Consider the following 20,201-nt stretch of genomic DNA (forward strand, 5'->3'; position numbering starts at 1 on the left):
ACTCAACCAAACGCCCTGAGCTTTCCTCGGAGCTCCGTCCACAGGCTAGCGGTAGCCCGGTCCGCCAAGGGGTAGAGCACCCCTTCCTCTTTGGCGTTGTGCTGCTGCGTGAGCATCAAGAGCGTGTCGCCATGGTCCAGCGCTTCGTCGAGGTTGCCGCTTTCGGCGGCGCGTCCCATTTGCTCGAGCACCGCCCGCATTTGCGAGTGCTCGGTTCTCATCACCGTAGTCGGCCCGGCACCGTGCATGCCCATCGCCGCCTCGATGGCGGGGAACAGCACGTCCTCCTCCATGGCGAAGTGACGACGCAAGGCTCGGTCGAAGGAGCGCCAAGCTTCCAAGGTCGGATGCTCTTCGAGCTGGGCCCAGAGTTCGTCGCAGTGTCGATGGTCTTCGGTGAAAAAGCTGCTGGGATGCGTCGCTTCCATGTTATCGATCGATAACATGGTGCATCCCGCCGAGCGAGAGAAAAGCGAGCACCGCCGCGAGCAGATCGTGCGGGCAGCGCTGGCTCTGCTGGCAGAGGCGCCGCTTTCGGAGCTCAGCACTCGGCGGATCGCCGGGGCCGTCGGCATTTCGCAGCCCGCGCTGTTCCGCCATTTCAGGTCGCGAGAAGCGATCTTGGTGGAGGTGATAGCGACCGCGCGGGCAGACCTCGGCCACGTCGTCACTCGGATCGTGAGCACACCCTCTGCGCCGCACGCTCGGCTCGGAGCCCTGGCCGACGCGCTGGTGGGCTACGTGACGGAAAACCCCGGACTGCCGCGCTTGCTGTTTGCCAACGTCGCTGCCGGCGACAGTCCACTGCTGAGCGCGCTGCGACAGCTTCACTCCATGCAGCTGTCGCTGGTCGCCGAGCTGGTTCGCGAGGGGCAGCGCGACGGCACCTTCGATCCGACGGTAGAGCCGCGCGATGCAGCGACGCTCTTTGTCGGGTTCCTGCAGGCGCTCACCTCCAGCCGTCGCCTCGAAGAACGCGACGAGCCCCTCGTCGAGCAAGGACGTCGACTGTTTGCGTTGTGGCTCAAGAGCGTCATGGCGGCTCATCCGTCGAAGCCGGCGAACGTGCACGCGGAGGTGCGGCGCGAAGGCCTCCAGAGCGTGGATGCACGCCCACTCTTGGCTCGCGGCGTTGATCCGCTGGATTCCGTGCTCGCCGCCGTCCAAGCAGTGGGTCCAGGTGGCGTGGTGAAGTTGCAGGTGCCGTTCCGGCCGACGCCACTCCTCTCGCTGCTCGGCTCCCGCGGTCACGCTGTCAGCGCGGAGCAGGTGAACGGGAAGCTGTGGGTGGTTGAGATCGTTCATGGCGGCGCGCCCGCACCCGAAGATCTGAGGGAACTGGAAGCGCCCGAGCCACTGGAGCGCGTACTGTTGGCGTGCGCGCGTTTGCCCCGCGGCCGGGTGTACTTGGCGCGCGTGCCCCGCGTGCCCCGGCTTCTGTTCCCACACCTCGAAGAACGCGGCCTCCAGTACGCCGTTTACGAGGAGCAGGATGGCACGGCGCTCCTCCGGGTGTTCAAGCCGTGACGACCGACACCGAAGGCCTGAGCCTCGAGCAAGCGCCACCGCTGCTGATCCCCGTGAGCTTCTTCCTGGTGGCGCCGGTCGCGCTCATCGCAGCAGGAGTCGTGCTCATCTACGGTGGGGAACAGTTGCTCTGGACACGCTTTGGCGCACATGCGCCAGCGATGCTCCACTTGGGCACCATCGGATTCCTCGCCGCAGTCATGCTCGGCGCGCTGTACCAGATGATTCCGGTCGTGGCCGGTGCTCGGGTCGCATTGGTGAGACTCGCCCACGCGGTCCACGCTTGCCTGGTCGGAGGTGGCGCAGCGCTCGTCTATGGACTGCTCGAGAGCTCGCGCGTCGCGGTTCTACTGGGTGCTGTCGGTCTCGCGTCGAGCCTCATCGGATTCATCGTGCCGGTGGGCGTCGCCCTCGCGTGTGCGCCGACGCGGACTGCCACAGTGACCGGTATGCGCGTGGCGGTGCTGGGGCTCGTCACGCTAGTCGTGCTGGGCGTGACGATGGCCATCCTGCGAGGCTCGGAGGCAGCGAGCTCCCACTACCCGCAGTGGATGGCCATTCACGTCGCCGTTGGCTTCACCGTGTGGCTGGGCGGATTGATCACCGCCGTGAGCTTCCAAGTCGTCCCCATGTTCTACCTGGCGCCGGCGCCGCCCCGCTGGGCGGAACGACTCATCGTTGCGGCCATCGGATCGAGCCTGCTCGCTCTCGTTGCCGCCGCGCTGTCCAGCGCGAGCACGGTCGTCGTCGCGTTGGCCGCGGCGCCCGGGGCCATCGCCGTGTGGGGGCTCCATCCGCTGCTCACGCTGCGGGCCATCCGGCGGAGGAAGCGCCGGCGCGTCGATCCGAGCGTACGTTTCTGGCAAGCGGGTCTGCTCGTCGGCCTCTCCCTGCTGCCTGCCGCGGCGCTGGCCACGCTCTCGGACGATTCGCGTTGCCCCGTCGCGTTCGGCTGGCTGGTGGTGTGGGGATGGGCCGGGCTCATCGTGCACGGGATGCTCTCCCGCATCGTGCCTTTCCTGGTTTGGTTCCACCGCTTTTCACGTCTGGTCGGCCACGCTCCGGTGCCCCCGATGAAGCAGCTGTGGCCGCCTCGCTCCGCCAAGCTGGGCCTGGCCGTGCATTCGACCACAGTGCTGCTCGGTCTCGCGGCCCTCGCCTTCGCGTCGGACGCTCTCGCCCGCGCCGCCGGCGGCGGCCTGGTGTTGACGGGCATTTCACTCGGCGCGTCGCTCATGCGCGTGCTGCGGCCGCGCTTGGCGCCCTTGGGGTGACACCTCCGCACCTTGGGGTGGAGAAGCGCGTGGGCACCGCGGGCTGCGTGCCCGCCACGTGGCGCGAGCAGGCCACTCAGCGCGTGGCCACCGTCATCGGACTCAGCCCTCCGCCTGAGCACCGACGCTTCTATCTTTTTTGTCGGTCCGCCGCGGGAACGTCCGTATCCTGCGTCAATGAGGCAATCGGGAAGGGCGCTCGTGCCCGCATTCGTGGTGCTCGGCGTTCTGCTCTCGAGCCGCTCGGCAAGCGCGGACGTCGTGCCACCGCCACCCAAGCACTGCCCCAAGGGGCAGGTGGGCGTCACGAGCCACGGCGGGCCGGAGTGCGTATTGGAAGCGCCCAAGAACTGTCCGCCTGGGTACCGCGGCCAGCTGCGCGGACAGTGCGTGCTCGCGCGCTGCTCCTCGGACGACAACTGCGACGGCGGTCGCAAGTGTCTTCAGGTGGACGTGTGCCAGGAGTTTCGCGAGCTGCACTGGACCGGGTGGGGTTGGGGCGCGCAAAGGACCGTCACGCGCGACAACCTCTTGGCCGAGCCACCGTCGCCGCCACCCGACGGTCCGCCGAAGAAGGATTGGGTGCTGATCAACATCTGTGGCCAGGACGGCGCGTGCAAGGCGCCGGCGCAGTGTCGGCCCACCGGCTTGTGCTACCCGCCGAGCGCCGTCGGCAAGACGAAGGCGAAGGTGTCCTCGGGCGTGATGCCCGATCCCCCGCCGGCTTCGAGCGGGAGCGCGGGCGCTGGGGGCGCTCCGAGCACGGAGTTCGCGACGCCTCCGGACGAAACGACCGCTACCGGTGGCGGGGCAAGCGGGGGAGCGCCGGGAACGACGGGGCCAACGGTGAACCCCGAGCCGCTCGGTGGCGAGAACGGCGGCGGCTGCCGCAAGGGGTGCTCCACTACGCTCGGCCCTTCGGCGCTGGGCTGGCTCGGGCTGCCCTTGCTGGCGGCGGCTGCTCTCTTGCTGCGTCGACGCCGCGGCTAAAGCGGTGGCTCGGGCGGGAGCATCGCGACGGCGGTGCTCACGAGCAAAGAAACGATGCGCTCCGGCGAGCGGGGCGAGGCGCGGTACAGCTCCGCGGTGATGATACCCATGGCGGCATCGGACACGGCGCGCATGCGCGCCGCCAGCACCTCTTCCGGCCAGCGCGGACGGAACGGCAGCGCGGCGCGCGCCAGCTCGTCGGAGAAGCGATCGCGCTCCGCGGTGATCACCTCGATGAGGCCGAGGCGCGCGATGCCAGCGATCACGATGCGCGTGCGGGCCGGATGCTCGAGGTACGTGTGCGTGGTGGCGTCTGCGACCTTTTCCACCACGGCCTCCAAGGACGCCCCGTTCTGGGGCACGCCGTGCAGGAGCTTCGCGAAGTTCTCGCGCGTGATCTGCCCGATCAGCGTCCCGAGCAGGGCGTCCTTACCGGCGAAGTACTCGTAGAACGAACCGACGCCGACGCCGGCACGTTTGGCCAAGCGGTCCACCGGGAGCGTGGAAGGGTCTTCCCCCTGGCGCAGACGCTCGTCCAACGCTTCCACCAGAGCTCGGACCACGGCCCGCGAGCGCGACTGCAGCGGAATGCGACGGAAGAAGCGCTTGAACGCCGAGTCCGTGCTCTCCTTCATCACCGCTAGCGACTCATCGCTCCCCGTACTTCGTCACCAGCTCCACACCGAAGCTCTTGAGCAGGTCCGCGGGAGCGGTGCCGCCGATCTGGACGATCAGGGCGTCGTTCGGAACGTCTTTTTCGCCCGCGCCGTTCTTGAGCCGAACGCGGTCTTCCCCAATGGCGGTGATGTTGGTCGGCATCAGCGCGCGGACCTTGCCTTCTTGAATGGCGGCGTCGATCTTGCGGCGGTTGTCGCCGCGGCAGCGGGCGAAGGCGTCCCGCCGATAGCTGATGGAGACCGAGGCACAGCGGCCGAAATCCGCCAGGGCAATGGCGGACTCCACCGCGCTGTTGCCACCGCCCACCACCATCACGTGCTTGCCCTCGAAGGGTTCCGGCTCGAGGAGCCTGTAGGCCACCTTCTGGAGCTCTTCACCGGGTACGCCGAGCTTGCGCGGTGAACCGCGCACGCCCAGCGCGAGCACCACGTTGGCCGCCAGCCAGCGCTCGGATTCCGTCGCCACTTCCCACAGACCATTCGCGGCTTGCGTGATCTTCTGGACCACCTGGCCTGTGACCAGCGGTGGATTGCACTTCTGGGCGATGTCCTGCCACAGGTCGATGAGCCGCTCCTTGCTCATCGTCTTCTTGTGCACCTTGCCATAGAGGGGCAGATCGAGGTCGCCCGTCATCACCACCTTCTTGCGAGGGTAGTGTGTGATGGTTCCGCCCAAGGCTTCGCGCTCCACCAACAGCGTGTTGAGCTTGGCGTCCATCAGGCCCAGAGTGGCGGCGATTCCCGCGGGTCCGGCGCCGACCACGATGGCGTCGTAGCCTTGACCGTTGGCCCGCCGCGGCGTCGGGCTCTTCGCGATGTGCTCCGCAGCTTGCGTTCCCTGCGACACGGCGTTGCGAATCAGTCCCATGCCGCCGAGCTCTCCGACGATGTAGATGCCCGGCTGGTTCGTCTGGAAGTGTTTGTCGATGCGCGGCAGCTCCACGCCGCGGCTCTTGCTGCCGTACACCAGTCGAATGGCGTCCACCGGGCAGGCGACCTCGCAGGCACCGTGACCCACGCAGCCCAGCGGATTGACGAGCACGGCACGATTGCCGATGAGCGCCAGCGGTCCGTGCTCGGGACAGATCGCGACGCAGGTGCCCGACCCCATGCACAGATCCGTATCGATGACGGGGTGCAGCGACGTGGGCAGCACGTCGCCGAGGGCGGCGGCGTCCTCCGCCTCCGCGCGCGCTCTCTTCTCCTTGTGGGAGTCCAGTCGCTCCCACAGAAGCCACAGCAGCACGGCGACGGTGATGATGCCGCCGAGCAGAAGCGTCGTGGTGCTCACGACGCGTCCTCGCGTTCGAACCCTAGTGCTTGCCCTTGGGATGGCAGTCCAAGCAGTAGTTCACGGACGAGGTGTTCGCCGGGTAGTTCTTCACGTCCTTGTGCTTGCTGTCCATCTTGGACTTGGTGTGGGCGTTGGTGTGGCAACCGATGCAGTTGGTGTTGCCCTTGCCCGTGGAGCCCAAGCTCGCGTCGTGGCAGTCCGCGCAGGCGAACTTGCTGTGCTTGCCGCTCTTGATGGGGAACTTGTCTTCCGGGTGTCCGGTGCCCGAAGCGGGGACCCAGCCGTTGGTGGTGTGGCAGTCCGTGCACGTGTGCGAGAAGGTCTGGTGGTCGGGGTAGGGGCTCGAGTTGTAGTCGTTCTGGTGGCAGCTCCAGCAATCGCTGGGCGTGCCTTTGTACACCGGCGGATTGCCCACGTGGCAGTTGTTGCAGGCCGTGGTGGCGTGCTTGCCGTCGAGCGGGAACGGGTGATTCAAGGGTGAGGCGGGCTTCCATGCGACCAGGTTGTGACAAGTATCACAGGTGTGGGGGAAGCCCTGATGCCCGGGGTAGGGGCTCGATGCGTAGTCCGCCGCGTGGCACCCATAACACTCCGTGGGAGTGCCCTTGTACACGGGCGGATTGCCGACGTGGCACGACAGGCACGGCGTATTCGCGTGTGCTCCCGTGAACGGGAAGGGGTGGTCCACCGGGGAGGCAGGCTTCCAGGCGATGGTGTTGTGGCAGTCCTGGCAGCTGGTGGGGAAATCTTGGTGGCCCGGGAACGGGCTCGAGTTGTAGTCGTCGATGTGGCACGCCGAGCAGATCTTGGGCGTGCCCTTGTACACGGGCGGATTGCCGACGTGGCAGCCGCTGCAGGGCGCGCTCGAGTGGGCGCCGAGGAGCGGCCAGGGGTGCTCTACCGGGGAGGCTGGCTTCCAGGCCACTTGGCTGTGGCAGTTCTCACAGGTGGTGGGGAACGTCTGATGGCCGGGGTAGGGACTGCCCTCGTAGTCTTTCTGGTGGCAGCCGTAACAGAGGCGAGAGGTGCCGACGTACTTCGGCGGATCCCCGACGTGGCAGTTCTGGCAGACCAGCGTCGCGTGGACCCCGACCAGCGGCCAGCTGTGGACAAAGGTGGCCGGCGACCACGCCTTCTCCGTGTGGCACTTGGCGCAGTCTGTGGGTAGGGCGTCCACGTGGGGTGGCGCCTTGGCGTTCTGGTAATCCGGAAGGTGGCAGGTGACGCATTTCTGCGCCTCCACCTTCACGTGATCCGAGGAGTCCGAAGTTACGTCTCCGCACGCACCGGCCCCGAGGCCAAGCGCAATTCCGGCGACGAGCACACCATTCCACAGCCGCCTCTTGCCCATCACTGTGAAGTAGTAACCGCACGTCAAAAAACCATGCCTGGAATTCGTGCAATGTGCGACTACTGCTCTGGGTTTGCGGAATCCAGTGGCAGACACGACTAGTGAGCGCCGCCCCAGCGTCTTGCCGTGGGTAGGCTTGGTCTTTTTGTTGGGTGCCGGCGCTGGTGGTCTGTGGGCCCACGGCCGCGGCTTCTACTCCCTGAGCGTGGCGGAGCGGGTGGATCACCCAGCGTTTCGCCTGCTGAGCCCGGGGGAGCTGGTTGGCCACGGCTACGGAATCGTGGGCACCGCCTTGATCCTCACGAATCTCCTGTACTTGGTGCGTCGCAAGTTCCCCCGCCTACCCGTGGGGTCGCTGCGGGCGTGGCTGAACCTGCACACCACCACGGGGCTTTTCGGCGGAATTCTGGTCCTGTTTCACTCGGCCTTCCAGCTGCGCACCCCCATCGCGACTTTCACCATGTGGGCGCTCGTGATCGTGATCCTCACGGGCATCGTCGGGCGCTTCATCCACGCGTTTACGTCGGAGCCGGATCTTTCCAGGCTCACTGACCACTATCGTACCCTCGATAGCGTTCGAGCAGGCATGGGCACCGAGCTCCGGCGCCGCCTCGAGGGCATCGAGCGCGTGGAGGCCAAGGGGCGGTCCCTCGTCAGCGTGCTGATCGCCATGCCGCGCTGGCGTCGAGAGGCCCGGCTCAAGAAGCAAACCATCGCGAGCACGTTGGCCGAGCTCGGCGTTGACCATCAGTCGGAGATCCGCTTGCTCGAAGGACGCATCTCCGACCTCCGCTCTTCGCTGGTCGGCGAGGTTCGGGCGCGAGCGGCCGGCAACTTGGTGCGCGGCTGGCGCTCGATACATCGACTGGCCGCACTGCTGATGGTGCTGTTGGTCTGCGTTCACATCGTCGTTGCCTGGCAATACGGCTACCGCTGGATCTTCTCGGAAAATGCGAGCCTCGCTACGTAGTCTCCTCCTGCTAGTGGCTCTACTGCTCGTGGGCCGCGCCGCAACGGCGCAGCTCCTGAGCCCTGGACCGCTCGCCGCTCCCCACGCCAGCCTGGAGGGCGACGAAAACTGCGGCCGCTGCCACACCTCCGGTCGCGGCACGTCCAACGGCTTGTGCAACGGATGCCACGGGAGCGTCACCAAACAGGGCCTGCACGCTCGGGCCTTCGGTGGTCCCTGCGCCAAGTGTCACTCGGACCATCGTGGCCGGGGCTTCGCGCTGGTGCGGTTCAGCCCCAACGGTTTTGACCACGGTCAAACTGGTTGGCCGCTGCAGGGCAAGCACGGCAGCACCAAGTGCGCGAAGTGCCACAAGCCCGGCACCTGGCAGAACGTGTCGCGCGCCTGCAAGTCCTGCCACAAGGATCCGCACGACAACCGCTTTGGCGCCAACTGCCTCGGCTGCCACAACGAATCCAACTGGAAGACGGTCAGCCTGAAGAGCTTCAACCACGATCTGTCGCGCTTCCCGCTGAAAGGCGCCCACCGCTCTGCGCCCTGCGGCAACTGTCACGGATCACCCGCGCGCTATCGCGGATTGGACTTCGGAAACTGCACGGCGTGCCACCAAGATCCCCACCGCGGGCGCTTCTCTTCCACGTGCACCAATTGCCACAACGAGAGCAACTGGCACCAGGTGGTCATGAAGCCGGGGGCGCATCCGGGCTTGTCCTTGGCCAACGGTCACGCGCGCGTCGTCTGCGGGAAGTGTCACGACCGCGGTCAGTTCGTCTCGCCCTCCAAGGGACGCGCTTGCGTGGGCTGCCACAAGCCCGTGCACGAAGCGGACTTCGGCAAGGGCTGCCAGAAGTGTCACGCCAGCATTCGCTGGCTCGGGCTCCCGCGCCGAACGGGCCTTCGAGCCCACAAGAAGACCGCATACCAGCTCGAGGGCGAGCACGAGAAGGTGAAGTGCGACGGCTGCCACACGCCGTCCAAGCCCGCCCAGCAGCGCTTTCGCGAGCTCACCTTCGACCGCTGCAACGGCTGCCACGAAGACAAGCACAAGGGCGAGTTCAAGAGCCGCTCCGGCGGTGAGTGCGGCGCGTGCCACACGGTGAGCGGATTCGCTCCCGCACTGTTCGGCATCCAGGCGCACAGCACCACCAAGTTCCCTCTGGTCGGGCACCACACCGCGGTGCCCTGTGCCTCGTGTCACGACAAGCACCCCAAGAAGGGGCCCCGAATGGATTGGCGTGGTGCGAAGGAGAGCTGCGAATCCTGTCACGAAAATCCCCACGGGAGTCAGTTCTCGAAGGAGATGAAGAAGGGCGGCTGCGCCGAGTGCCATTCTCCCCTCGACTGGCACTCGCCCAAGATCGACCACAGCAGCTGGCCGCTCACCGGCGCCCATGCCTCCGCACCCTGCGCTCGCTGTCACACGCCTACGGAAGCGGATCGCAAGACGGGTCGCGGCGCGAGCTATCGTGGCACTGCCCGCAAGTGTGAGGGCTGTCACGCGGACGTACACCTGGGACAGTTCCGCCTCTCCAAGCCGGCAAAGGCGTGCAACTTCTGCCACGACACCAGTCACTTCAAGATCCGGAAGTTCCCCCACGAGAAACGCACCGGTTACCCGCTGGAGGGGCGCCACGCGCAGCTCGCGTGCGACAAGTGCCACAAGAGCGTAGCCAGCAAGAGCGGCAAGAAGGCCACGCGCTATCGGTTGGGCTACTCCGGTTGCAAGGACTGCCACGCCGACCCGCACGCGGAGGCCGACAAGTGAACCGTGCGCATGCCGTCGTGGTGGCACTCGCCGTGCTCGCGTGGTGCGTGCTCACGCAAGCGGATCCCAAGCCGCCGAAGAGCCCGCACTCGGCATCCATCACCTCTGGGCTCGACTGCTCGGCGTGTCACACGCCCAAGGGCTGGCGCTTGACGCCAGGGCGGAGCTCCTCCGGCGGGTTCGACCATTCCGTCACCGGCTTTCCGCTCACAGGGCGGCACCGTGACACGGCGTGCACCTCGTGCCACAAGCAGAACCGGAAGATCACGCGCGCGTGCGTGGGCTGCCACGAGGACAGCCACCGGCATCGGCTGGGTCAAGCCTGCGATCGCTGTCACTCGGCGCGGAACTTCCGGGACGTGCGCGCCATCGAGAAGCATCGCCTCACGCGCCTTCCGCTGCGCGGCATGCACGCGCTGGCGGATTGCACGGAGTGCCACCAGCGCGCCAACCAGGGCGTGTTCTCGGGGGCGCCTGCGGACTGCTACTCCTGCCACGCGAACGACTACCGCCGCACGGACGTGCACCCGCAGCACATCGGCGTTCCGGGCCAGGCTCCATTTCCGCGGGACTGTACCCAGTGTCACCGCCCCACGGCGTGGGCGCCGGCCTTCATTCCTGCGACGTTCCAGTTCCGCCTGAGCCAGAGCCCGCTGGCACCCAAGAGCCATGAGCTCCGGTTTCCGATCCGCACCGGGCGTCACCGCGGCTTCGCCTGCAACGATTGCCACGTCGCCCTCGCCGCGCCGCGACTGGTGCGCTGCACGGGCTGCCACGCGCACTCGCCGACGCGCATCGCGCGACAGCACCAGAGAGTGGGTCCGGTGCGCGAGCGCTGTTTGCACTGCCACCGCGGAGGGCGAGCCCGATGAAGCGCGCGCTCCTGGGGCTGATTGCGGTGCTGGCGCTCGCGCCGAGTGTTTCCGCGGCGCCCAAACAAAAGAAGCCGGACAAGGCCAGTGAGAAGGGCAAGCAGGTGCGGCTCAAGATCCTGGTCGTGGACGTGGCGGATGGTCGCGCCTACATCACGCCCGGGGCGAAGGAGGGTTTGCGCGTCGGAGATCAGATCGACTTCGGCAAGCTCAAGTACGGCGTCGTGGCGGTCGCGGATTCGTCCGCGGTGCTGGTGATGGACGACCAGCATCCGCTCGCGGTGGGCGACAAGGGGCGCATCACCGTGGAGCTCGGTCGGGAAGAGAAGAAGGTCGAACGGCTCCAAGCGCCGCCGCCGCTGTCCACCTTCAAGGGCAGCTGGACCGAAGCGAAGAAGCCGAGCCTCGATCAACATCCGAAGCCGGTGCCCCTCGGGCTCATCGAGGACAACCGCAGGAACCGCGCCGCCATTTCTCTCTCCGGCTACGGCGTGAGCGGAGGTGGCGAGAGCTTCGGCCGGGCGGAGCTGCGCGCGCAGCTGCACTACGAGCCGTTCGTGTCGGCGCCCTTCGCCATGGACGTGGACGTGAGCGGCCAGACCTGGTTCATGGGTGACCGTCGCGCCAGCGATGCGCGCCCGGCGGTTCGCGTGCGGCAGCTCGAGCTGTCCTACGGCCAGCAGCGTTCCTGGTTCGGGGCGCTGGGGCGACTGCGCTACGCCTCCAGCTTCCTCGGGCAGCTCGACGGCGTGCGCGTCCGTGCGCCGATTGCGGGTGGCCTTTCGCTCACTGCCTTTGGCGGCGCCGTGCCGGAGCCCTTGAGTGGCGTGCCGTCGAGCACGGCGCGCTTCGGTGGCGAGCTCGGCTGGGAAGAGCTCGACTGGGCTTGGCGCCCCCGCGTGATCGTCGGCGGCCACGCCTCACGCTTCGACGGAAAGATCGACGAGCGCCGGCTGAACGCCAGCATCGACTTGATGCCGCAGTTCGGTCACTTCGGAACCTTCGCCGAGGTTTCCTTCTTTGACGCGGACAACCCCTGGGGTGCGTCCACCACGGAGCTCTCCGCGGCCGGCATCGACGCCGACGGCCGCGCCGGCGTAGTGGAGCTTTCGGCGTGGGGACGGATGCAGCAGCCGGAGCGCTCGAACTGGCTCGCCGCATTCCTGCCGCCGGAGTTCCTGTGCATCGCGGGCACCAGCGCCACTTCACCGAGCCCCTGCCTCGGCAGTGGCGCCGTGTACACCGGCGGTGGCGAGGCGGGCCTGCGTTTCGACAAGGCTTCGGTGAGCGTGGGCGGCAACGCATCCGTGACCCAGAACACCACCTCGACCATGGCCGGGGGCTACGCCAACACTCGTCTGATCGATCTCGTCGGCACCATGCGCATCGACGCCGGCGTGGCCGTTTCTCGCGGCACCTTCCTCAACACGGTGGCCGGTACGCTCTCCCCCGGCGTGGAGCTCCTCGATCGCCGTCTGGATCTGTCGGCGCGCTATCGCCCTGCATTGGTTCGCTATCGAGCGGACGAGAGCGCGTTCCTCGAGCACCTCGTCGGGGCCGCGGTGTGGGTGGCCCCGAGCCGGAGCTTCGACTTGAGCCTGGATGCGGACAAGGCGTTTGGCTCCGACGTGGATGTGTTCGTGGTCCAGGGCCTGGCCACCTGGCGTCCCGAGATCTGATTTTCGTCTGCTTCTGTCGGTCCGCCGCGGAACCTCGGGGAATGCCGGCTCGGCGCGCGCCGTAAGAGGAGGCGTCGTGTCCCCCGACCTTTCACCCTCACACGTCGCGCTCGCCCTCTTGCTCGCCGCCGCGGGCTGTCACGGGGGCCGCACGGCCCGCGCCCCACAGGCCGGCGCGAAGACCCTCTCCGTGATGACCTACAACGTCAATTACGGCATCCCGGGGGACTCCGCCGCGCTCTCCGCCATCGCGAAGCAGGACTCCGACTTGGTGCTGCTCCAGGAGACGACGCCCGAGTGGGAGGCGAGCATCCGAGCACAGCTCGCGGAGCGCTTTCCGCACATGGCGTTTCGGCACTGCTGTGGTGCTGGCGGCATGGCGGTGCTGTCCAAGCATCCCTTCGAGGACGAGGGCACGCTGCCGCCGCCGGAGGGCGGTTGGTTCCCGGCGTGGCACGTCACGGTGCACGGTCCCCTGGGTGACGTGCAGATCTTGAACGTGCATCTTCGTCCGCAGCTCAGCCAAGGCGGTAGCTTCGTGTCCGGATACTTCGCGACGCCCGGTGTGCGCGAGCGCGAGATCGAGCGCTACGTGTCCGAGCTCTCGCCGGATGTCCCCACCATCATCGCCGGGGACTTCAACGAGAACCGCACGGGGCTCGCGATTCGCTACCTCGAGCGTCGCGGCTTTCGCTCGGCGCTGCAGGACTTCGAAGGATCGAGCGCCACGTGGCGTTGGAACACGAGCATCGGCCCGGTCACCTCGGAGCTCGATCACGTGGTGTACGACCCGCACCTCGAGCCCCTGAGCGTGCGCGTGGTGCAGGCCGGGAATTCCGACCACTTGCCGGTGGTGGCCGTGTTCGAGCTTACCGACGGGCAGCTCACGCCGAGCTGCTCGGGCTCCGCCTGCTGAGCTACGGCTCGCAGGCCGGGAAAGGGCCAAGCTGGCACACGCTCGTGAGGCGTGCGCGGGTTGCGGCGATCCACTCGGCGTGGGTGCGGGCGTGGGGTGCGAGCACTTCGAGGGCCTTTTTGTACGACTGCGCGGCCCAGCCGCGTTGGCCCACGGCGTAACGCATGTCACCCAGCTGCACGAACGAGTACGCGACCTCCGGGCAGTCGTAGCCGCAGGCAGCCAGGCGCACGACCAATGCGAAGGTCGCGCGCTGGAGCCCGCGAGCACGGTCCCCCGCGGCGAACGCTTCGGCGCCTTCTCGCGCGTAGGTCTCCGCGCGAGTGCGGTCGGGCTCGGGAACGTGCGCCGGCGGAGTGGAGGAGCTGGCGCAGGCGGTCACTGCCGCGGCGAGGAAGAACGCGCGCACGGCTCAGCGGCGCTCGTGCCAGCGCGCGGCGAGGAGGCCGTCGATGATCTGTCGCGAGCGACCCGGCCAAATCGGGTGCGGCTGGCGTGCGAGCTCGTCCGCCAAACGGTTGGCGGCGATCGCCGGAGTGATCTCCTCTGCGGCGGCGCGAGCCAGCACCCGCTGCGTGATCACGAACAGGGCGTTGTCCCAGTCGCTGCCGAAGTGGCGCTCGATGGCGGGGTCGTGAGGCATGGCGCCGTATTGCTCGTTGGCGCAGGTGACGATGCCCATGCGGTTACACAAGAAGTCCGGGACGTAGGTGATGCCCCGCGCGGCCAGGCTGGCGTCGTCCCGCTCGGCGTCCAAGAGTTGGTTGTTCGCGGCGCCACACACCACCTTGGCTCGCAGGCGCGAGATGGAGTCCGGGTCGAGGGTGCCGCCGAGGGCGTTGGGCGCGAACACGTCGCACGGCTCGTCGAAGATGCTCGTGTCTCCGGCTTCCACGAGTCGAACCTCGAGGCGCGGGTCCTTCGGGATCTGCTCCAGGCGCGCGGGCGAGATCTCGCTGGCGACGATGCGGGCCACGCCACGGGCGAGCAGCTCGGAGATCATGAACCCTGAGACGTTGCCGGCGCCCTGCATGGCAATCGTTTTGCCCTCCAGTGTGCCAAGACCCAGGAACGCGAGGGCGCCCTCCATGGCGCGCACCACGCCCTTGGCCGTGGGCTCGGAGGGGTTGCCGGAGCCGCCGAGCTCCCGCGGGATACAGGTGGTGTGGCGCGTGCGAGCGAACACCTCGCTCATGTCCGTTGGCGTGGTGCCGGCGTCCTCTGCGGTGACGTAGCAGCCGCACAGGGAGCTGATGAAGTCGCCGTACTCGCGATACAGCATGCGGCGGTAGCTCGGGTCCTTGAAGCGATCACCGGGCTGACGCGCGATGACGCCCTTGGCTCCGCCCCACCACAGGCCGGCCAGGGCATTCTTGCGAGTCATGCCTACGGACAGGCGCAGGCCGTCCCTCAGCAAATCTTCGAGCCGCGGGTAGGGCCAGTGCCGCACGCCGCCGGCGCCTTGGCCGCGATCGGTCCAGTGTACGAAGGCCGCGTGCAGCGCGCCCGTCTCGCGCCCGACCTCGAAGAACATGCCTTCGTGCGCGTGGTGGTCCCGGCGATCCATGCGTAGCAGCTCGACGACGTCCGAAAGCCATGGATGCGACGCGCGGGGCGCGCCGGTCTCGCGATCGGCGACGATCCACGCGCGTCCTCCATCTTGTGCCAATCGCTCCGCGAATGCCGAAGGCGACCCGTCGACGATGCCTGCCATGGCTCGGACGATAGGCCGCTCCGGGCGTCGGGGGCAGCACTCTTTTGGGCGTGCTGCCTCACGCTGGGGAAGCTTCTCGGCGGGTCAAATCGTGGAGAAGCCGACGGACAGCTCACCGCCCCAGATCACGTCGCTGGCCAGCCCCACCTCGCCGGACACCTGGGCGAAGAACCAGCGCCGCACCTGCAGGCGAACGCCGCCCCGCGCGGAGAAGCCGAAGCTCGTGGCGTCGAAGTCGTAGCTCTTGTCGTCGGCCACGAGCGTGGTGTTCAGGAAGTTCACGGTCCCCATGATGTCCACGAAGGGCGTGATGGGCGTTCCGGTGGGCAGCTCGCCGCCGATGCCGAAGCGCAGGCCCTTCATGCCCAGGCTGCGGGAGGTCACCTCGCGCTGTTGTCCGCCGATGTCGTACAGCCGCGTGGTGTCGCCGCTCGAGTAGGTGGCGAAGGGCATGTCGAACCCCGCCGTCATCCGCACGTAGCTCACCACCAGCCGCGCATCGTAGCGAAGGCCAAGCGCCGTCACGCGGTCGTAGGGCGCGCTCGCGAGGGGTTGATCCAAGTTCAGTCGATCTCCGCCGCCCGCCTGGCTGAAGTTCGTGTTCGAGAACGAGCGCTGGCCGCCGATGAAGCCCATGGTGAGCTCGCCGTGATCCCAGGGACTGAAGTCCTCTTTGTCGAGGGATCCGGGGCCGTCGTCGACGCGACCTTCGTCAACGCCGGGATCGCCGTAGCGGTAGGACTGCGCGGCCGCGTCCGAGGCGAATGCGAGCATCCCGAACCCCGTGAGCGTTGCAACGAGAGCACCCAAGACAGAACGTGTCGTCATGTCCGAGGTCTCTGCAATGCCTGGGCCCCAGCGCGGAACTCGCGGTAACTCCACGCTTGCCGCGGCGCGCCACGCGCGTCATCGGCGCCCACACGTCGCCCTACCGTGACCTGCCAGTCAGCAGGTGTGCGCGAGGGTCACGCGACGCGCTGCGAAGCGACGTCAACGCACCGCGAAGCGGCGTCCACGCCGTGAGCCTCCGCGACGCACCGCGCCGCGACGCACGATCCAGCGCGGCCCCTCCCGGACTCGAGCCGGCGGTAACGGCTCCGTCAGAGCCGCGCATGGAGAATGAGGAACGGACCAGCCGCTCATGAGGCCTGAGTCCGGCTTTCAAGGAAGCCCCGAGGGCTGAGTGACGCCCAGTGAGATCTAGAGTGGCCCCTCCCGGACTCGAGCCGGCGGTAACGATTCCGTCAGAGTCGTGAATCGAGAATGAGGAACGGACCAGGCCGCTCATGAGGCCTGAGTCCGGCTTTCAAGGAAGCCCCGAGGGCTGAGTGACGCCCAGTGGGATCTAGGGTGGCCCCTCCCGGACTCGAACCGGGACGTCCTTTCGGACAAAGGATTTTAAATCCCCTGCGTCTGCCGTTCCGCCAAGGGGCCTGGGTGTGTTCGCGGGCAATCGATGGGCAATCGCCAGCTCCGGGATAGCTTCGTCCATCGGGGTCAGGCCGCCAAGTCCAAGCTCTCGGAACGTCCGGGCGGAGCGACGATATCCGTCCCCCGTCAGCCGAAGAACGCGGTCCGCCGAACGGGTACGCGCATCACGGAGTTGAACCCAGCGCCGAGCGCTTTTTTCGTCAGATGCGGCAGCTGACTAGAAGCGCGCGGTCGTGGTGACGAGCAGACCAAGGGCAGGCCCGTGAGCGTACCTCCCTGCGCAACTGTCCTCCTCGCCGGGCAGCGTAACCACACCGTCGAAGCCCACAGCGCCCCACGGCGCGACTACCCACGCGGCCCCCGCAGACATTTCAGCGTAGAAGTGCGCTTCAAGGCAGGGACGGAACTGGTAGCGATATGCGCCACCACCGATCCCCAAGTACGCCTCGGCCACATCCCACTCAGCACGGACTTGGGCAACCGGACCAATCCGATACCCGGTTCGCGCTTGCGAATCGGTAGTGCGACGCTCCATCGTTCCGCCAAGGCCCAACCCGAAAACCTCCGTGGGCGTCCATACGAACGTGCCACGCCCCAGCAACTCAGCTCCATCGTAGCCCGGTCCGACTTGGCCCCCAGCGCCCATTCCGAACCGAAACGCGGGGCGAGTTGGCACTTGGGCGGCTGCCACCCCAGTGGTAGCGAAGAACACCCCTACCAGTCCTGTCAGCGCTTGCATTGCGTGCATGGGCCCCACTTCCCGCTGGCATCGCAGAACGACACGCCGAAACCAGGCGGCTCGCAATCACACGACTGCGCCTCACCGGGCTCACACGGCGGTGGTCCGGCATCGAAATTCACGGGGCAATCCTTTGCACTCGAGAGCAAATCGGCGCATGTGTCGGCGCCTACCGTCGTCGCCAGGCAATACGGCTGGTCAGCGCCCAGCACGCAAGTGAGGTAGAGAGACATATCGGGGCAACCGGCCGAGCGTGCGTAGCACTCTTCGAAACAGGGACCGCCGCCATGCCACCAATCACACTGAAGCTGAAGTCCAGCCAACGCGCACGCGTCCTCGCACACCGACGCGGGTTCTACGTCCGTATCGCCATCGACCGTCCCGGAATCCGGCGTGCCGAGTGATGTCCCAGCGTCGGCGTCTGAGTGCGCTGGGCTGGCGGTGTTCCCTCCACATCCTGCGAGCACCGCGGGCATCCCGAGCAGTTTGCTGGGTCTGGACAAGCTCAGTGCCATGATCCATCCGAGTATGTGTGCCAGATGGCGTTCAAAGCGCGACCGCATTCGTGCCGAGCGGCCAAGCGTCAGTTCGACGCGTTGGCTCCGGCGACCGCCAACGTGTGAGCAGCTGCGAATCGCCCGTGTCAGATGGCACCCGGCGCCGCGGGCTCAGTCGCAGCCGCAGCTGGGGCTGAGCTGGCCATCGCAGCACTGAGCCCGCCCACCGCTGCAGCCACACACGCCGCCGTGGTGCGAGCAGCAACCGCGACGCGCGACCTCCGCTGACGGTGCCGAGACGGGCGCGAAGCTCGGAACGATGAGCGCGACGAGAGCGAAGGCGGCGAAAGCCGCAAGAGCGTGACGCATGAAAAACCTCCCAACCTCCCAGAGTACCGCGCGCACTGCCGCCGTGACAGTGGCGTGCTGCGCGCAGGTTGGGCGCGGATGTGGGCGTGGTTCCGCGCCGGACCAACAAACCCATGATTCGGTTGGATGTTGGGGCGGCGCGGGAGCGACGTGGACGGACGCTATTTCTTGTTCACGGGGGCCGGCAGGGGATCCTGCGGCGGGACGATCTTCGGCTTCGGCTTCGGCTTCGTCGTGGTGGGCGGCGGCAAGGGATCCGGCGGGGGCGGCGGCTTCGGTTTCGTCGTGGGCGGGGGCGGCGGATCCGGCGGGGGCAAGGCGATGACGCCGGCGTCGCGCTCACCGTCGTCCGGCGGCGGCTGCGCGAAGTCCGTCCCGTCGTCCTTGGGCTCCATTTCCAGGGGCTGCCCGCCGTCGCGGTTTTCGCGCAGGTTCGGCGGCGGCAAGGGATCCGGCGGGGGCGGCGGGGCGAGGGGATCGCAGGCCAAGGGCGACAGCGCGATGGCAGCCGCAGCGGCGGCACCCCAGCGCACGTGGGGACGCGCGCGCGTGGTGCCGCGGGCAGCGGCCAGGATCGCCTCGCTCGCTTCCGCCACCTGCGGCTCGAGCTTCTGGTTCGCGCGCTCGACCTCTTCGGTGGTTTGGGCCACGAACTCGGTGAACGCCGCTTCGTTCAGGGACTCCTCGGACTCGGCGAAATCCAAGATGTCGTTCATGCGATCCACGCAGTCGAGGTTCACGCGTCGAATGGTGGTGAGCGCGAGATTCTGGAGCTGGCGTGTGACCGCTCGCGGGTAGAACTGCTTGAGCAGGTGCAGGTAGTAGCCGAGGGACAGGTTCGAGTTCATCAGGCCGTCGCAACGGAAGTTGCGGTCGAGGAACGCCTCGGCGAACACCCGGAACGCGCGCTCGGCGGTCGGGTCGGAGATCTCGTAGTCCCAACCGAACACGTCGCCGATGAGACGCCCTTCGCGGGACAGCTTCCGCATCAGCGGCGTGCCCGGGTAGATCTCCGTGCGGCAGAAGTTCATCGGAATGTCCGCGTTCTCGCGCAGGAAGCCGAGGCTCTGGCGCAGTGACGGCGCGCTGGTCTCGGGATCGAAGATCAGCATGTTGAAGCAGGCGTAGATGTCCCGTGCCCGCAGGAAGCTCAGCGCCCGCTGGTTGGCGCCGATGTCCACGCCACGGCCCAGGGTCTTGAGCCCCTGGGAGCTGCCCGCCTCGATGCCGATGTAGATCCGGAGCAGGCCAATGTCCGACAGCACGCGGAACACCGCGTCGTCCAGGTCGTCCGGTCGCGCCTTCAGCACCAGCGCCACGTCGTCCACTCCGCGCTTCTTCAGGGCGTCGCGAAGAGCCGTCACGCGCGACAGATCTCGAGCTGCGTCGCGGGTGAAGAAGTCGTCGTCGTGGAACACCAGCATGCGCGCGCCGCGCTCGCGCCGTACCGACATGATCTCGTCGGCGACGTTGTCGGCGCTGCGCATGCGGTACTTGTCGCCGCCGGCGTCCTTGATGTAGGCGTTGATGCAACAGAACGTGCAGTTGCCGTAGCAGCCGCGGCTGCCCACCATGAACGCCGCCGGGATGCCCATGTGGAGCTGCGGCTCGCCCACGCGTTTCGGGAAGCGGATCGCATCGAGATCGCTGGCTAGCGGGCGCGTAGGGGCGACGTGAAGCTCGCCGCCGCTTCGGTGCACCAGGCCCGCCACGTCGTTCAGCGGTTGGCGCTCTCGAAGTCGATCGCAGAGCTCCACGAGGGTGACCTCGCCCTCGTGGCGCACGACGCTATCGAGGGCCGGGTAGCGCTCGAGCACCTCGCGATAGGCGAAGGTGGGAAAGTGACCGCCGGCGGTGATGTGTCCGGCAAACCCGCGCTGCCGGAGCTCGGTCGCGAGATCGCCGAACTCCTCCGCGCGGCGCTGGAACGTCATGCTCAGGCCGATGACGTCCGGTGACGTGCGGCGCATGGCGTGCACCACCTCCGCCGTGTCGTCCACCCCGGAGAAGGCGGCGAGCTCCGCTTGATGTCCCGCGGCCTCCAGCGCCGACGCGAGATAACGAATGGCGAGATTCTCTTCGAGCTCCGAACCCACGAGCAGCACGCGCATGACAGCCTCCCGTTCTCGAAGACGA

General features: G+C 67.5%; 17 protein-coding genes and 1 tRNA gene. 8 read left to right on the forward strand and 10 right to left on the reverse strand.

Annotation, left to right across the window (positions count from 1 at the left end):
- Positions 1-2: 2 nt before the first annotated feature.
- Entirely contained in the window at positions 3-428 is a 426-nt protein-coding gene (locus H6717_04735) for a hemerythrin domain-containing protein (protein MCB9576311.1), read from the reverse strand.
- Between H6717_04735 and H6717_04740 the strand changes: the two genes are divergently transcribed.
- From H6717_04740 to H6717_04750, 3 genes are all read left to right on the forward strand, one after another.
- Positions 427-1,527 (forward strand): DUF2249 domain-containing protein, encoded by a 1,101-nt coding sequence (locus tag H6717_04740; GenBank protein MCB9576312.1) that lies wholly within the window; start codon positions 427-429, stop codon positions 1,525-1,527. The genes H6717_04735 and H6717_04740 overlap by 2 nt on opposite strands.
- On the forward strand, positions 1,524-2,801 hold the full coding sequence (locus H6717_04745) for a hypothetical protein (protein ID MCB9576313.1): 1,278 nt from the start codon (positions 1,524-1,526) through the stop codon (positions 2,799-2,801). Before H6717_04740 ends, H6717_04745 begins: the two co-directional genes overlap by 4 nt.
- 201 nt (positions 2,802-3,002) lie before the next feature.
- Positions 3,003-3,791 carry a hypothetical protein gene (locus tag H6717_04750; protein MCB9576314.1) on the forward strand — a complete coding sequence of 263 codons (789 nt, stop codon included), beginning with the start codon at positions 3,003-3,005 and terminating at the stop codon, positions 3,789-3,791.
- Here H6717_04750 and H6717_04755 read toward each other — a convergent pair.
- From H6717_04755 to H6717_04765, 3 genes are read right to left on the reverse strand one after another with little or no spacing between them, the layout of a single operon-like run.
- Entirely contained in the window at positions 3,788-4,429 is a 642-nt protein-coding gene (locus tag H6717_04755; protein MCB9576315.1) for a TetR/AcrR family transcriptional regulator, read from the reverse strand. The two genes, H6717_04750 and H6717_04755, sit on opposite strands and share 4 nt — an antisense overlap.
- Positions 4,430-4,439: 10 nt before the next feature.
- On the reverse strand, positions 4,440-5,759 hold the full coding sequence (locus H6717_04760) for an NAD(P)-binding domain-containing protein (GenBank protein MCB9576316.1): 1,320 nt from the start codon (positions 5,757-5,759) through the stop codon (positions 4,440-4,442).
- A gap of 22 nt (positions 5,760-5,781) precedes the next feature.
- Positions 5,782-7,113, reverse strand: a complete 1,332-nt coding sequence (locus H6717_04765) for a hypothetical protein (protein MCB9576317.1) — start codon at positions 7,111-7,113, stop codon at positions 5,782-5,784.
- 85 nt (positions 7,114-7,198) lie between these two features.
- On the opposite strand from H6717_04765, the gene H6717_04770 reads away from it, so the two are divergent.
- The 5 genes from H6717_04770 (at position 7,199) to H6717_04790 (ending at position 13,315) form a co-directional block, all read left to right on the forward strand.
- Positions 7,199-8,083, forward strand: coding sequence for a hypothetical protein (locus tag H6717_04770; GenBank protein MCB9576318.1), 885 nt, complete (start codon positions 7,199-7,201; stop codon positions 8,081-8,083).
- Positions 8,084-8,096: 13 nt separating this feature from the next.
- Positions 8,097-9,848 (forward strand): hypothetical protein, encoded by a 1,752-nt coding sequence (locus tag H6717_04775; protein MCB9576319.1) that lies wholly within the window; start codon positions 8,097-8,099, stop codon positions 9,846-9,848.
- Positions 9,845-10,720: a hypothetical protein gene (locus H6717_04780; protein MCB9576320.1), complete on the forward strand. Its 876-nt coding sequence runs from the start codon at positions 9,845-9,847 to the stop codon at positions 10,718-10,720. Before H6717_04775 ends, H6717_04780 begins: the two co-directional genes overlap by 4 nt.
- Positions 10,717-12,399, forward strand: coding sequence for a hypothetical protein (locus H6717_04785; GenBank protein ID MCB9576321.1), 1,683 nt, complete (start codon positions 10,717-10,719; stop codon positions 12,397-12,399). Before H6717_04780 ends, H6717_04785 begins: the two co-directional genes overlap by 4 nt.
- A gap of 76 nt (positions 12,400-12,475) precedes the next feature.
- On the forward strand, positions 12,476-13,315 hold the full coding sequence (locus tag H6717_04790) for an endonuclease/exonuclease/phosphatase family protein (protein MCB9576322.1): 840 nt from the start codon (positions 12,476-12,478) through the stop codon (positions 13,313-13,315).
- Position 13,316: 1 nt separating this feature from the next.
- Here the strand turns inward: H6717_04790 and H6717_04795 are convergent, their stop codons facing one another.
- The 6 genes from H6717_04795 to H6717_04820 form a co-directional block, all read right to left on the reverse strand.
- Positions 13,317-13,724: a hypothetical protein gene (locus tag H6717_04795; protein ID MCB9576323.1), complete on the reverse strand. Its 408-nt coding sequence runs from the start codon at positions 13,722-13,724 to the stop codon at positions 13,317-13,319.
- A 3-nt stretch (positions 13,725-13,727) separates the two neighbouring features.
- A complete protein-coding gene (locus H6717_04800) occupies positions 13,728-15,029 on the reverse strand; it encodes a Glu/Leu/Phe/Val dehydrogenase (protein ID MCB9576324.1) in 1,302 nt (433 codons plus the stop codon).
- Between the two features lie 84 nt (positions 15,030-15,113).
- Positions 15,114-15,857: a hypothetical protein gene (locus H6717_04805; GenBank protein MCB9576325.1), complete on the reverse strand. Its 744-nt coding sequence runs from the start codon at positions 15,855-15,857 to the stop codon at positions 15,114-15,116.
- A 523-nt stretch (positions 15,858-16,380) separates the two neighbouring features.
- Positions 16,381-16,463: transfer RNA gene (locus H6717_04810), tRNA-Leu, on the reverse strand.
- Positions 16,464-17,867: 1,404 nt separating this feature from the next.
- A complete protein-coding gene (locus H6717_04815; protein ID MCB9576326.1) occupies positions 17,868-18,065 on the reverse strand; it encodes a hypothetical protein in 198 nt (65 codons plus the stop codon).
- Between the two features lie 161 nt (positions 18,066-18,226).
- Positions 18,227-20,176, reverse strand: a complete 1,950-nt coding sequence (locus H6717_04820) for a cobalamin B12-binding domain-containing protein (protein ID MCB9576327.1) — start codon at positions 20,174-20,176, stop codon at positions 18,227-18,229.
- Between the last annotated feature and the right edge of the window lie 25 nt (positions 20,177-20,201).

This window comes from Polyangiaceae bacterium (assembly GCA_020633235.1).
GTDB lineage: Bacteria > Myxococcota_A > Polyangia > Polyangiales > Polyangiaceae > JACKEA01.